Raw genomic sequence first — 13,725 nt, 5'->3', positions numbered from 1 at the left:
TTGTACTCGTTGTGCAATAAACGCTTTTGTTACTTTGTCTTTTTCATTAACACTCTCGACCGGAGCAGCGGCACTGCGCCAATCGCTCCGGCAACAAATTCTGGCACTCAGCTCAAGTCCACCCAACCGCGATACGTTCGAGTCGCTGGCATTGACTGTGTTTCAGTACCAGGCGGCTTTTAATCCAGTTTATAGCAACTATCTGCGTCACCTGAATTGTCAGCCAGAACAGGTCACGACCTTGCGCCAGGTACCGTTCATGCCGATTGGGTTTTTCAAACAACATGCCATTTTAACGGGTATAGACGTTGAAAGCAATCCTGTCAGTACTAGTACACTTACTTTTGCCAGTAGTGGCACAACCGGAGAGCAAACCAGTCGTCATTACGTGCCCGATGCGGACCTGTACGACGCCATCAGTACCCGGATTTTTGAACAGACATATGGTCCACTTCAAAACTTTCATATCCTGGCTCTGTTGCCGTCTTACCTTGAACGAAATAACTCATCGCTGGTGTATATGGTTCAGCGATTTATAGAGCAAACCGGTTTAAATCAGGCAACAAAATCCGCAGAGAACGCCTTCACAAGCGGCTTTTTTCTCCATAATTACGATGAACTGACGGAGCGGTTACAACAGCTCGCCCGGCAGCCCGACGGGAAAAAGATCCTGTTAATCGGGGTTACGTTTGGCTTGCTGGATTGGGCAGAGTCAACTCGTGAATTGACGTTCCTTGGTAAACTTCCTGATCTGATCGTTATGGAAACCGGTGGCATGAAAGGTCGGCGGAAGGAATTACTGCGCGAAGAAGTTCACGAGATACTGACCAATCACCTGGGTATACGTAGTGTTCATTCGGAATATGGCATGACGGAGTTACTCTCACAGGCTTATTCGATGGGCAGTGGCGTGTTTCGGCCCAGCTCGACGCTACGGGTGTTTCTGCGCGATATTAATGATCCGTTTTTCCTGTATCCCGAAGAGTATAGCCGTGACGGCGAGCGTCGCACCGGCGGAATCAACATAGTGGATTTAGCCAATCTGGACTCGTGCTCATTTATCGAAACCCAGGACTTGGGGCAATACATTGGCGATGCTGACGAATCAATCGAATCAGGACCGGGCAACTTTCGGGTGATTGGTCGGTTTGACAATTCGGATGTTCGCGGCTGCAATCTGATGATCGGGTAGTATATTTTAGACTTCACCCAGTAACGTACCAGCAACGCCCAGACCCATTACGATACCACCAAGCAATAACGCCACCAATTCGCCTGGGCTAAATGCCGGCTGGTATTCATTCGGATGAGTTTTTTCGTAGAGGTAATTAAGTTGTTTAACGGTTGGTATCAAAAATAAAAACGGCATCAATAGGAGTGGAAGCAGTGCCAGGGAGGTCGGTATAGTCTGGTCCAATAGTCGCTGAACAATCGCTATTACTACGTATCCTGTTGCGTAAGGGTTACTGCTGATGCCAGGGTGGCCTTTCTCTATGGCAAGATCATTAATTGTTTCTAATAGAGAGTGCGTAAAAAACACCGCGAAAATAGCCCTCCAAACCGGATAGATGTCCCAACCATATGACTCTCGAAAGAAGCGCCAGGATTTGTAAAACCAATAAATGGTGTAAAGTCCAAATGTGAAAAACGAAAGCAGACAAAACACCCAGACGGGCTGCTTCTTCACATAATCAACATACTCAGCAGGTTGGTAGTTATTATCCATGAATAGGTCAAATTCGGGAGGCAATTTACTGATTATGTGATTCGGGAGCCACAGGCACATTTACGAGATTTTATAAAACAGGAAGGATTTGGGCTGTTTCTGGACAAACAAGTGAGGACGTTGACGTTGTGTTTATTTTAAAAACCGCTCTTGCAATCCAGTCCAAATCTTCGTAAATTGTCCAGATTCACAACGATACGATGAACTTCAAATTAACCTCGGAATTTCAACCCACGGGCGATCAGCCTAAGGCAATTGAAAAGTTAGTCAAGGGCGTAAACGAAGGCGAACCCGCGCAAGTGTTATTGGGCGTAACCGGTTCCGGAAAGACATTTACAGTGGCCAACCTCATTGCCCAAACCAACCGGCCAACGCTCGTTTTAAGCCATAACAAAACCCTCGCAGCCCAGCTTTACGGTGAGTTTAAGCAGTTTTTTCCCGAAAACGCTGTCGAGTATTTCATTAGCTACTACGACTATTACCAACCGGAAGCGTTCATTGCCACGACCAATACGTATATCGAGAAAGATCTGGCTATCAACGCAGAGATCGACAAACTACGACTGGCGGCAACGTCGGCCCTGATGAGCGGTCGGCGGGATGTTATCGTTGTCGCATCGGTCTCCTGCATTTACGGCATGGGCAATCCCGAAGAGTTCAAACGTAACGTCGTGCGTATTGCGGTTGGTGAACAGATGAGCCGTAATAACTTTCTGCACCAACTGGTCAGCATTCTGTATAGCCGAACGGAAGGGGAATTTGAACGCGGTAACTTCCGCGTCAAAGGCGATACCGTCGATCTCTACGTAGCATACGCTGATTTTGCCTACCGGGTTATTTTCTTCGGCGACGAAATTGAAACCATTCAGCAGATTGATCCCTCAACGGGCAAGAAAATCACCAGCGAGAATATGGTCACCATATTTCCGGCCAACCTGTTCGTGACGGGTCGTGATACGCTCAATAGTGCCATGTATCAGATTCAGGACGATATGGTGGCTCAGGTACGTTACTTTGAGTCCGAGTTTCGGGAACAGGAGGCCACTCGTATTCGGGAGCGTACTGAATTTGATCTTGAAATGATGCGTGAACTGGGGTATTGCTCAGGTATTGAAAACTATTCGCGCTATTTTGATAAGCGGCAACCCGGCCAGCGACCCTTCTGCTTACTTGATTATTTTCCAGACGATTACCTGATGGTTGTCGATGAAAGCCACGCCACGATTCCGCAAATCCGGGCGATGTGGGGTGGTGACCGCTCCCGAAAAACCGCTCTTGTTGACTATGGTTTCCGACTGCCATCGGCGATGGATAATCGGCCGCTGACGTTTCAGGAGTTTGAGGACTTGTCGGGTCAGTCGATTTACGTATCGGCCACGCCGTCGGATTATGAACTTCGTCGGAGTGAGGGGGTTGTGGTAGAGCAACTTATTCGGCCAACGGGGCTGCTTGATCCCGAGATTGAAGTACGCCCGAGCCTGAACCAAATTGACGATCTGCTCGAATCCATTGATGCCCGAATCAAGAACCACGAACGGGTACTGGTCACTACGTTAACCAAGCGAATGGCCGAAGAACTGACCAAGTATCTGGACCGGGTTGGTATCAAAACAAGGTACATTCACTCGGAAGTGAAAACGCTTGATCGGGTCGAAATTCTGCGTGATTTACGCTTGGGTAATTTCGACGTACTGGTGGGCGTTAACCTACTGCGGGAAGGTCTGGACTTGCCTGAAGTATCGCTGGTAGCCATTATGGATGCCGACAAGGAAGGCTTTCTGCGCGACATCCGGTCTTTGATTCAGACCATTGGCCGTGCCGCCCGAAACGTTAACGGCAAGGTGATTATGTATGCCGACCGAATTACGGGATCGATGGAAAAGGCGATTGACGAAACAAACCGGCGTCGGGCTATTCAGTTGGAGTACAATACGGATAATGGCATCACACCAACAACCGTACTGAAGTCGCGCGAATCCATTATGGGACAGACCAAAGTGGCCGATTCGAAAGCAAAACATTTCTATGTAGAGCCGGAAGAAATTCGCATCGCGGCCGACCCTGTCGTGCGATACATGGGCAAAGGCGATCTGGAAAAAGTTATCAACGAGACGCAGTCCAAAATGGAACGTGCCGCCAAAGATCTCGACTTCCTGGAAGCCGCCCGCCTTCGCGATGAGCTGTTTCAATTGCGCGATAAGTTGAAGAAAGAAACGGCGTAGTAATCATAAAACTAGTGAAATCATATAATTTTTTATATGGTTTCACTAGTTTTACCTATAGATATATTGTAAATTTGTAGCGGTCAGGGAGAGATCCCAGGCCCCTCCTTGGGGTGATGCGGTTCGGCCGTGTCACCCCATTGTATTTTTAACTCAATCGTGCCGTCTCGAATTTCAGTTGGCGTAAATTGATATAATGTCTCTTCCAGAAGCATCCACACGGCAATTACATTCTCCGCCCGGTGAATTTGTAATTTTAGGCCTCTTATCAATTCTCCTTTTGTAATACTGCTCATTATGTGGATCAAAATATAATCGGCCTGCTTTTTGGCATTACGTATTTCACGTTCGATCGCTGAAGCAGTGGGTGTATAGTTATGCTTAAACTCTACTATGATATCCTGATCAATAAAATAAGCGTCCGGATTTTTGATATGTGGTGTATTATCAATTGGTAAAAGCCGTACCTTGAAACCTTGTCTGGCCAGAATAATTGCAGTTTCAATGTTTCGGGTCGCTTCGTGAGATGCGTGTGTTAGGTGCATTTCTACGTAGCCACCAGATGGTTCTGTTTCGTTCTTGCGAAGGTCTGGGTAAATGAGTGGATAGTCGATTCGAGACATTATACTTCGGTGGGCAACTTAAGAAAGCCTGCAAGTTACAAAATCTTCCTACCTTGCAGGCTGTCCGTTTAAAACCACTTTATACCCATGAAACGCATCCTTATTATCCTCGGTATTCTGGCCGCTGTGGTGCTTGTTGGCTTCTTTACGCTACGTAGCTGGACCAAATCCAGCAGTCCCGAAGCGATTGCGCAGATTGATCAAAATGGTTTAAAGGTTAAGGTCGATTATTGCCAGCCTTACAAGAAAGGACGTAAAATTTTTGGTGGCCTGGTGCCCTACGGGAAAGTGTGGCGTACGGGCGCCAATGAAGCCACTGTAATTGACTTCGACCAGAACGTAGTGGTGGCCGGACAACCTTTAGATGAGGGAAGTTATTCCCTTTGGACTATCCCATCGCAGAACGGTTGGATTGTTATATTCAACAGCGAAACGGGACAATGGGGCACTAATTACGACCAGACGAAAGACGTACTACGTGTGCCGGTCCTATCACAAAAACACAGTCCAATGGCCGAACAGTTTTATATCAGTTTCAGACCGGCAACAAATGGTATAGATATGTCATTGGCGTGGGATGAGACCGAAGCGATTGTTCCGATTCAGAAGCGGGGTAATAACAATTAACGGTGAAAGCTTACGGCAATAAACTTCAGTGCATCCGGAAGGCCGGTGCGCCAGTATGACCACGTATGCGCCCCATCGCGAACGCGGTATTCATGTGGAATTTTACGGTCAAGTAGTGCAAGATGCAACATGGCGTTGCCAACAGTCAGCGCATCGTCGTCCCCACAATCAACATACCAGCGAACCTTAACAAGGTCACCTTCTGGTGCTGATTTAGCCAGCGTAATCGGGCTATTGCGTTTCCAGGTAACAGTCAACCTGTCCTGTCCCTTGGCAGGCCCACTAAAGATGGGGCCATAAACGGTATTGTATCGTTCCTCTGGAATGGCCGCAAAGGTTTCATCCGTGCGGACGGCTGCGCTTAATGCTGCACAGCTACCAAATAATTCCGGGTGGTGCATGGCCAGCATTAATGAACCAAATCCACCCATTGACAAGCCTGACAAGGCCCGGAATTCCCGCTGGGTACGGGTTCGGAAGGTCGAGTCAATGTGCGGAATCAGTTCCTGCACGAACATATCTTCGTAGCGAACTTTGTTCTGATAATCATTCACATACCAAGTAACGCCCGCATCAGGCATGACAATAATCATCGGCGGTAGCTCCCCCGACCTGATTCCTGCATCGGCAATGTGGTCTGCTTCACCAAACTGTATCCAACTCCCTTCATTATCGCCCAGTCCGTGCAGCAAATACACTACCGGATACCGCCGATTTGATGTGTAATAATCGGGTGGTAAATAAATCGAATACTTTATTGCCCGATTCATCAGCGAACTGTTCATCATCATACTCTCCAGCAAACGAGTCTGCGGAGCGGATACCACTGGTACCGGCCCGTTGTTCTGAGGAGTTGTCAACTGAGCCCGTCGTCGGGATTGGGCAGTGGCCGTAAACGCCAGTAGGCCAAATAATGAACAGAGTAAGAAACTACGTAGCGACATCGGTGAATTGGTGAGTGGGGTATTTGAATGAATACGGAATTTACATCGTCTTAGTGTGCAGAAAAAAGCCTCCACGTTTCCGCAGAGGCTTCAATATATCAAAAACTTAAAAGTTAATTAGCCAACGCTTCCTTCCAGGCTGATGGCCAGAAGTTTCTGGGCTTCTACAGCAAACTCCATCGGCAGCTGGTTCAATACTTCTTTGGCGTACCCATTTATAATGAGCGCTACCGCCTGCTCGGTTGGGATACCACGCTGGTTGCAGTAGAACAATTGATCTTCACCAATTTTCGACGTAGTCGCTTCATGCTCAACCGTAGCCGTGGGATTGTTCACTTCCAGGTACGGAAATGTATGTGCTCCGCATTTATCGCCCAACAGCAACGAGTCGCACTGCGAGTAATTGCGCGCGTTTTCGGCACGTTTCAAGACCTGCACCAAGCCCCGGTAGGAATTCTGACTTTTACCCGCCGAAATACCTTTCGATACGATCCGGCTCTTGGTGTTCTTGCCGATATGGATCATTTTTGTACCCGTATCAGCCTGCTGCATGTTGTTCGTAACCGCTACAGAATAGAACTCACCAATGGAATTGTCGCCTTTCAGGATTACTGAAGGGTATTTCCACGTAATGGCAGAACCCGTTTCAACTTGCGTCCACGAAATTTTGGAATTGGCACCTTCGCAAATACCGCGTTTGGTTACGAAGTTATAAATGCCACCTTTGCCTTCTTTGTCGCCCGGATACCAGTTTTGTACTGTCGAATATTTGATTTCAGCATCGGCATGGGCAACTAGCTCAACCACAGCCGCGTGAAGCTGATTCTCATCCCGCATCGGAGCTGTGCACCCTTCAAGGTAACTCACATACGACCCTTCGTCGGCAATGATCAGCGTCCGTTCAAATTGTCCCGTACCAGCCGCGTTGATGCGGAAGTAGGTCGATAATTCCATTGGGCAGCGAACCCCTTTGGGAATGTAGCAGAACGATCCGTCGGTGAAGACGGCGGCATTCAACGCTGCAAAGTAATTGTCTCTAGCGGGTACTACCGAGCCCATGTATTTCTTCACCAGCTCGGGATGATCATGAACGGCTTCGGTAATGGAACAGAAAATAATACCGCGTTCAGCAAGGTCTTTTTTGAACGTGGTGGCTACTGAAACAGAGTCCATTACGGCATCGACAGCTACACGCGGCCGATCGCCTTCCTGCTCAACGACACCTGCTAATCGCTTCTGCTCGTTGAGTGAAATGCCTAATCTCTTGAACGTATCGAGTAGTTCAGGATCAATTTCGTCGAGCGAGTTGACAGTTTTCTTTTGTTTCGGAGCCGAATAATACTTAATGGCCTGATAGTCAATCTTGGGGTATTTAACATTCGGCCATTTGGGTTCAGTCATTTCCTGCCACATCCGAAAAGCTTTCAACCGGTTTTCAAGTAACCAGTCAGGCTCGTTTTTCTTGGCGGAAATAAAACGAATCGTGCTTTCATCAAGGCCCACAGGGGCCTCATCAGCCTCAATCAGCGTCTCGAATCCGTATTTATATTCGGCGTTGGTTATGCTTTCTAAAATGTCCGCGTCCTTACTCATAGTCTCGGTTAATTGCGTGGTTTTCGCACCGCTGCAATATATTTTTAACAATCTGCCGGGGGTGTACGTTCCGGGCAGGTTGGACAAATATCGTAAAGTTTCCGTTATTTCAGGTATCTCATTACGTATAGCCTATTTACTTATGGCCCAGCCTCGGCGACGCATCAACATTGAACTTCTTCTCGGTATTTCAGCTACATTTCTGAGTTTGGCCGCACTCGTTGTTTCTATTTTTCAGACGAAGATTGCCCGCGAGCAACAGCAGGCATCCGTGTGGCCATATTTACAGACGCCAAAAAGCCATGTTGACGACGAGTTTTCTCTCAACCTGGCGAATGATGGGGTAGGGCCTGCCATTATAAAAAACGTAGAGGTGTATTACCAGGGGAAGCTATTCGACAATCACAATACTTTGTTTAGGCAACAACTGCGAGAGCGTTTGCTGAAGGTTGTAAAAGACAGTGGTAAGCAGTTTAATTATGGCTACCTGTACGGAAGTATGCAAAAAGGTAATGTCTTAAAATCTGGTGACAGTGTGAACCTGTTATCAACTGTTCACAATGAACGAGTAGCAGAATTACTAGAGTCCGTTGTTGATGATACATCATTTCATTTGCGGATTCAGTACGCAGACGTCTACGGCAATTGCTGGCAACTCGACCGAAACAACGTAACGTCTTTGGGTAAATGTTCCGAGCGGTAAACAACGAATGCCACTACGTTAGTAATGGCATTCGCTACGTTGAATAAATCAGTCAGCCTGCTGTTAATTGATACTTCTCGTTGTTACTTTAATGCTGCTGTAATACAAAGTCGTAAGTCCCTCAAAGCCTGAATCGGTCCCAACAAGCAGCCACAGTTCGCCCTGGGCATTCGTCCTGGCTGTGAACGGCTTATCGGTGTTGGTGCGTGTGATGAGTTTATAATCTGTTACGTCGTCACCGGCGCCAATGTTTCCCAGCAGAATAGCCGCTGTACCATCATTATTTTGAGCGCCCTTATCAACGTTGAGCGAATAAAACCCGTCTTTCAACTCCTTGACCGGCTCAACAGCCGAAGCACCCGCTTTCAGATAAACACTTCCGCCAGGCGAACCGCCGATACCTATAGAATTAGTGCCATATTTTGACGCCAGTTCGATCTCGAAAAGCAGTGAATAATCGTTGTTGGGCTGTAGACCCGTCACTTTCTTTTTGATAAACATGAAAGCATCGTCACTGCGATTCATGCTCTCCAGCATCAGGGATTTACGGGTTGTATCCAATGGAGCGGGCAATCTCTTATAGGCCGCTCTAAATTCCATAATGCTATCCTGGGCCGTGCCATAGTCGGTAATACCGGCAACCCATCCATCACTGTCGCGTTGAAAGGAGGATTGATAAGGAAGCCCGGGCTGGGAGGGAACACTCTCTTGTTGGCAAGCGGAAAACGTGAGTAAACTGCCAGTGAAAAGGATAGTCAAAAACAACGTTGATCTCATTATTAACTTGATTGGTTTCCCTATATTGAGTCCACCAGGTTTTCAACGGTTGCAAAGACTAGCCAAAAATCTTAGCGAAAGCGGCCCCGCCCAGATTCATTTAGCCCGCGAAGAGCAAGATAAAAGGCTATAACATATATCATTTGCGTACTTGCGCCAGCCCAATCTTCTTTTAACGTAGTACCGAATAATAGAGCACCGATGGTTAGTCCGCCTAAAAAATAACCCCACTTACCTAGCTGACCGCCCAGCAAAATCAGGATACCACTAGCTAACTCGACAAATGGAAGCGTATATAGGAACGATTTTGTCAGGATTGATGGCAAAATCGTATTGGCAAATCCCGCTCCAGTTTTGGTTACAAATTCGCCCAGTTTCGGTATACGCACGAGGCCATGCATGAGCATGTTGATTCCTAAACCAAGGCGTAAAATAAGTTGGGCTAACTGATTGGTATTCATAAGGTTATTGCTGCGGTGTCAGGCAAGCTAGGCAATGCTTCACCGAAATGTACTCATCATTTTTGATTATACGCTATTCCTCTTCCTCACTTAGATCACCATCTTCTACATCTTCCTCCTCCAGCATATCATCATTGACGCCGTTTGTTGTGCCATCTGACGGTACATCGTCATGATCGTTAACCTCGGCTTTTTCAGGCTCCGGGCCCTGCGCTGTAACTGGATTCATGTAGGTAGCCTGCGGTATACCCGCGTTGGATTCTTCCGCCTGGGCTAATAATTGCGCAACGCCCTGATTATCGTCGTCGGCTGGATTATAATCACTATTGTTATTAGAATTCATGTTATTGTTATTTTAAATGCTTAACCTTCAGGCCTATAAGGTGTCAAAAACCTTACAAGTCTATTTACGACCCCGACCGGGTTACGTGACCACCTAACGCGTAGTTATCGTCCTGATGATGATCATGTTCGCCGGTTGGATCACCATCATCGTCTACGGGTTCATCGTTCAGGTCTTCTTCCTCGATATACTCTTCATCGGAGTCGTCGTCCCCGTTTTCGGGGAACAGGGCATCTATAGGAGTGCTTTGATTTTTGAAGTCTTCGGCGTCAATCAGCCCCATAGGTGAAGCAATTAGCTCTTTATCCTCAGAGCTTTGGTGATTTACTAGCGTTGCCATGTTCGTTGAGTTGATCGTTATACCTAAGATAACCCGGTAGAATGCCGAAAGGTTAGACTTATTTGGTTACCATATGCCTTACCCGTAGTTTGCCTATTGCATGAAACTATTTCTATTTGTTATCAGCCTGTTGCTTTCGTTTCTGAGCCGCGCTCAAACTTCCCGTGAGCCGTTGTTCACATCCTTTGACGGAACCAAAATTCATTACGACGTTTTGGGCGAAGGAAAGCCCGTTGTGCTGTTACATGGCTTCATCTCTAATAGCGAAAGCTGGAAACGGGCACCCGTTCGGCAGGCGCTGGCCGACGCTGGTTTCAAAGTGGTTATGCTGGATTTGCGTGGAAATGGTCAGTCTGACAAACCGCATACCGCCGAAGCCTATCGGGATAATGCCGAACTAAAAGACGTAATAGCGCTCATGAAACACCTCGGCCTGACGAATTACGACGTAGTGGGCTACTCACGCGGGGCTATTTTGACGGCAAAATTACTAACAATGGACAAGCAGGTGCACCGGGCCGTAATGGGTGGGATCAGTGTCGATTTCTCAGACCCCAACTGGTTTCGGCGCAAGAATTTCCACGAAGCCCTGACCAAACCCGGTAGTCATCCCGAGTTGCAACCCGCCATCGACTACGCCAAAAAATCTGGCGCCGATACGGTCGTACTAGCTCGCTTGCAGGAGTTCCAGCCCGTTACGTCTCGTGCGGAACTGGGTAAGGTTAAGGTTCCGGTATTGGTCGTGAATGGAAATCAGGACAAAGACAACGGTGATCCGCAGACTCTGGTTGATGCCGTGCCGGGTTCTAAACTGGTCATCGTCCCAGGCGATCATGGTGGGGCTATGCGTACGCCCGAATTTGCGAAGGCGGTTGTGGAATTTTTGACTAAGTGATTACGTCAACGCGACAATGGCGTCTTTTGCGTTTGAGAAATTAAGTGTAAAGCCAGCATCCAGCAATTTTCGTGGTACTTCGTTCCGACTTTTGAGTACCAGCTCGGTTTCAATCCGCAGGAAAAATGCGCCCATAGTAAGCCTCCATTCTGTCCTTTTTCCAATGCTCAATCAGGAGTTGACCGATGAAGCCGCTGCCACCAGCAAGAATGATTTTGGGAGGTTTCATAATGGACGTAGCAAGAGGAAAAACAACACCGTGAAACAAACACTCAGCCAGGGACTGAGACCGAGCCGATACGTTCGGATGAAGTGCTGGCCAATAATTAATGCATTGCCGATTAGGACGAGTGCTGCCCAGCCAGCAGTTAAACCGACAGCGCTAATTAGGCTGCCTACCAACAGACTCATGCCTAGATGACCCGTATAATCCAGCAGTGTTGGTAGAAAATTGTCGTCGTGCAGACTAAAAAGAGACAGGCTGGTGACGATCAGTTGACCAACGATTAGAATCATAACTGCCGGTGCCCACACCGGAAAATTGACAGTTACGAAGAGGCCGGTGAGAATCCCGAAAACGACCAGAATAAAAGCAAGACGGTAGCTTAGCCGAAACTCTGGCTGAAGGTCGAATAGTTGCCAGCGACCCGGCGCCGATGTTATGATAATACGTCGGTTGTAGGAAATAAACGCGTACAGTTTCTGCAGAACAGTCTTAAACCACCGCATTGACAATAAATTCTCGATCTGTTTGTTCCGTTGCCCAAAGGCATAGATCCAGGTGTCCACGCCATATAATGTTTCACCACCGTCAAGATCAACCAGCGGTATTTCGTGTCGGGCTCGTTGAGGATCTATCCGGGATATTGTGTCCTGAGTAAGTTGACCGCTGCCAATTCGAGCTAAGCAACCGGTGGTATCGGCGGCCACCATGCCTTTTGTATAGAGTTTACACATTGGGCAACTTTCGTCATAAATGATCAGTTTTTTCATAAGTTTATATATTCTAAACTTTCAGAAATAAATGAAATTAATTAGCAAAAAAATATCAGCGAAAAACCTTTAGAAACTGACCCATCAACCAATTTTCCTCCGCTTTAATAACGGCATTGAGCGTATTATCTGCAAAACCAACAACACCGCTCAAACCGACCATAACACGCTGGAATTCGTGTGCTTCTGGTGTGTCGGCGTCAATCGATTTCAGTTCATTTAAGACCTCAATAACAGGCGTAATTTCCCGGCGACGACGTTCTTTAGCCACTTGCCGGGCTACTTTCCAGATGTCTTTCTCTGCGATGAAAAACTCGCGACGTTCGCCTGGTTTAAGCTGTTTATAAATCAACCCCCAATCCATCAGATCGCGTAAGTTCATGCTGGCGTTCCCCCGCGAAATCTGCAATTGTTCCATTACGTCTTCGGTTGCCAGAGCTTCAGGCGCAATCAACAGCAATGCATGAAGTTGCGCCATCGAGCGATTGATACCCCACTGGGTGGCCAGTGTCCCCCAGGTATGAATGAATTTGTCTTTGGCTTCTTCGAATGTCATGCCCAAATGTAATGAATTGTTTTTGTAATTTCAAAATATTTTAAAAGAAATGATTTTGGCTTGATATCTGGTCAAGTTATTTGTCCTTAACTCAATCCCGGAATATCCAATAGTGTATTAGGGTTGGGACAAATCTCCAAATATTTAGCCCGATTAGTGAGCGAGCAAACGCCGGGGAAATCACCTTTTAGACCAAGCATGTCGGTCATAAGCTGGAAATGGAGATGCGGAGGCCAGTCGCCGTTTTCGGGGTAGGGGCCAACTTCCCCCAGTTTATCACCCGCATTAAACGGTTGGCCCTCATACAACCCTTCCAATGACTGACGGGTCAAATGGCCATAGAGCGAGTAGCGCGGTTGGAAAGCCGCGCTACTTGGGTGTTCCAAAATAATTGTCGGGCCATAGTCTCCGAAATGGGCATTATCCTGAAAGCTATGAACGATGCCATCCAATGGAGCAAAAACCGGCGTTCCTGCTTCAACCCAAAAGTCGATGCCAAGGTGAATCTCGCGCGGTCCGTCGTACGGGCGCTCTTCCTGGGACGTAGTAAAGTGTTCACTACGTCGGTAGATGACCCGATGCTCGTTGTAACCGCCCACGCCGACCTTCGCGCCAGATGCCCGCAATTTGCCAAAGACATAGTCAGTAAACGTAGCCGTATCGGTTAGATCAAACGTGGCAAGATCAGGGTTAGTCGCGGAGAAATCGAGAATCAGGTAGGGGTCTTTCCGGAAATCGAAGGGAAGCAGCATGATTGAATTCAGGTAGTAGTATAGACTAAAAACGAGGTGTGGACGAACATAAGAAACTTTGCCTAAAAAAGTTAAGCCTGGACCACGTAGTACTTTCGCTCAGAGCCGTGCCACAGTTGTGTTGAACGCACTTAGGAACCGTGGCACGGCTCTGAGCGAAAGTACTACTA

17 protein-coding genes are annotated in these 13,725 nt (G+C 47.5%); 5 read left to right on the top strand and 12 right to left on the bottom strand.

Going from position 1 to position 13,725, the window contains the following annotated elements; genetic code table 11:
- Nucleotides 1-34: 34 nt before the first annotated feature.
- Nucleotides 35-1,192, top strand: coding sequence for an acyl transferase (locus tag BM202_RS13965; RefSeq protein WP_093827014.1), 1,158 nt, complete (start codon nucleotides 35-37; stop codon nucleotides 1,190-1,192).
- A gap of 6 nt (nucleotides 1,193-1,198) precedes the next feature.
- On the opposite strand, the gene BM202_RS13960 is transcribed toward BM202_RS13965, so the two are convergent.
- A complete protein-coding gene (locus BM202_RS13960) occupies nucleotides 1,199-1,726 on the bottom strand; it encodes a DUF4234 domain-containing protein (RefSeq protein ID WP_143100690.1) in 528 nt (175 codons plus the stop codon).
- A gap of 200 nt (nucleotides 1,727-1,926) precedes the next feature.
- Here BM202_RS13960 and uvrB point away from each other — a divergent pair, with 200 nt between their 5' ends.
- Nucleotides 1,927-3,948: an excinuclease ABC subunit UvrB gene (uvrB, locus tag BM202_RS13955; protein ID WP_093827010.1), complete on the top strand. Its 2,022-nt coding sequence runs from the start codon at nucleotides 1,927-1,929 to the stop codon at nucleotides 3,946-3,948.
- An 83-nt stretch (nucleotides 3,949-4,031) separates the two neighbouring features.
- Here the strand turns inward: uvrB and BM202_RS13950 are convergent, their stop codons facing one another.
- Nucleotides 4,032-4,571, bottom strand: a complete 540-nt coding sequence (locus tag BM202_RS13950; protein WP_093827009.1) for a hypothetical protein — start codon at nucleotides 4,569-4,571, stop codon at nucleotides 4,032-4,034.
- An 87-nt stretch (nucleotides 4,572-4,658) separates the two neighbouring features.
- Between BM202_RS13950 and BM202_RS13945 the strand changes: the two genes are divergently transcribed.
- Complete coding sequence (locus BM202_RS13945) at nucleotides 4,659-5,198, top strand: DUF2911 domain-containing protein (RefSeq protein WP_093827007.1); 540 nt, start codon at nucleotides 4,659-4,661, stop codon at nucleotides 5,196-5,198.
- On the opposite strand, the gene BM202_RS13940 is transcribed toward BM202_RS13945, so the two are convergent.
- Both BM202_RS13940 and sufB read right to left on the bottom strand, forming a co-directional pair.
- Nucleotides 5,195-6,142: an alpha/beta hydrolase gene (locus BM202_RS13940; protein WP_093827005.1), complete on the bottom strand. Its 948-nt coding sequence runs from the start codon at nucleotides 6,140-6,142 to the stop codon at nucleotides 5,195-5,197. The two genes, BM202_RS13945 and BM202_RS13940, sit on opposite strands and share 4 nt — an antisense overlap.
- A 117-nt stretch (nucleotides 6,143-6,259) precedes the next feature.
- Nucleotides 6,260-7,735, bottom strand: coding sequence for a Fe-S cluster assembly protein SufB (gene sufB, locus BM202_RS13935; protein ID WP_093827003.1), 1,476 nt, complete (start codon nucleotides 7,733-7,735; stop codon nucleotides 6,260-6,262).
- 142 nt (nucleotides 7,736-7,877) lie between these two features.
- Here sufB and BM202_RS13930 point away from each other — a divergent pair, with 142 nt between their 5' ends.
- Nucleotides 7,878-8,438 (top strand): hypothetical protein, encoded by a 561-nt coding sequence (locus tag BM202_RS13930; RefSeq protein ID WP_143100689.1) that lies wholly within the window; start codon nucleotides 7,878-7,880, stop codon nucleotides 8,436-8,438.
- A 63-nt stretch (nucleotides 8,439-8,501) separates the two neighbouring features.
- Here the strand turns inward: BM202_RS13930 and BM202_RS13925 are convergent, their stop codons facing one another.
- From BM202_RS13925 to BM202_RS13910, 4 genes are all read right to left on the bottom strand, one after another.
- Nucleotides 8,502-9,197, bottom strand: a complete 696-nt coding sequence (locus BM202_RS13925) for a hypothetical protein (RefSeq protein WP_245776661.1) — start codon at nucleotides 9,195-9,197, stop codon at nucleotides 8,502-8,504.
- 89 nt (nucleotides 9,198-9,286) lie between these two features.
- The gene (locus BM202_RS13920) at nucleotides 9,287-9,676 is read right to left on the bottom strand and encodes a DoxX family protein (protein WP_093826998.1); all 390 of its coding nucleotides are present in this window, start codon (nucleotides 9,674-9,676) and stop codon (nucleotides 9,287-9,289) included.
- Between the two features lie 73 nt (nucleotides 9,677-9,749).
- On the bottom strand, nucleotides 9,750-10,019 hold the full coding sequence (locus BM202_RS13915; protein WP_093826996.1) for a hypothetical protein: 270 nt from the start codon (nucleotides 10,017-10,019) through the stop codon (nucleotides 9,750-9,752).
- Nucleotides 10,020-10,083: 64 nt separating this feature from the next.
- A complete protein-coding gene (locus tag BM202_RS13910) occupies nucleotides 10,084-10,359 on the bottom strand; it encodes a hypothetical protein (protein ID WP_093826994.1) in 276 nt (91 codons plus the stop codon).
- A 100-nt stretch (nucleotides 10,360-10,459) separates the two neighbouring features.
- Here BM202_RS13910 and BM202_RS13905 point away from each other — a divergent pair, with 100 nt between their 5' ends.
- Nucleotides 10,460-11,254: an alpha/beta fold hydrolase gene (locus BM202_RS13905; RefSeq protein WP_093826992.1), complete on the top strand. Its 795-nt coding sequence runs from the start codon at nucleotides 10,460-10,462 to the stop codon at nucleotides 11,252-11,254.
- Here BM202_RS13905 and BM202_RS13900 read toward each other — a convergent pair whose 3' ends face one another.
- The 4 genes from BM202_RS13900 to BM202_RS13885 all read right to left on the bottom strand — a co-directional run bounded on the left by BM202_RS13900 (nucleotide 11,255) and on the right by BM202_RS13885 (nucleotide 13,555).
- Nucleotides 11,255-11,389, bottom strand: coding sequence for a DUF1731 domain-containing protein (locus BM202_RS13900; protein WP_093826990.1), 135 nt, complete (start codon nucleotides 11,387-11,389; stop codon nucleotides 11,255-11,257).
- Nucleotides 11,390-11,479: 90 nt separating this feature from the next.
- On the bottom strand, nucleotides 11,480-12,247 hold the full coding sequence (locus BM202_RS13895; RefSeq protein WP_093826988.1) for a hypothetical protein: 768 nt from the start codon (nucleotides 12,245-12,247) through the stop codon (nucleotides 11,480-11,482).
- Nucleotides 12,248-12,302: 55 nt separating this feature from the next.
- Entirely contained in the window at nucleotides 12,303-12,803 is a 501-nt protein-coding gene (locus BM202_RS13890; protein ID WP_093826986.1) for a GbsR/MarR family transcriptional regulator, read from the bottom strand.
- A gap of 86 nt (nucleotides 12,804-12,889) precedes the next feature.
- Nucleotides 12,890-13,555: a peptidoglycan DD-metalloendopeptidase family protein gene (locus BM202_RS13885; protein WP_093826984.1), complete on the bottom strand. Its 666-nt coding sequence runs from the start codon at nucleotides 13,553-13,555 to the stop codon at nucleotides 12,890-12,892.
- Nucleotides 13,556-13,725: the final 170 nt, after the last annotated feature.

This window comes from Spirosoma endophyticum, assembly GCF_900112365.1.
GTDB lineage: Bacteria > Bacteroidota > Bacteroidia > Cytophagales > Spirosomataceae > Spirosoma > Spirosoma endophyticum.
Note: the sequence above shows the minus strand (reverse complement) of the source record. Positions and strands in the feature narration are given on the sequence as shown.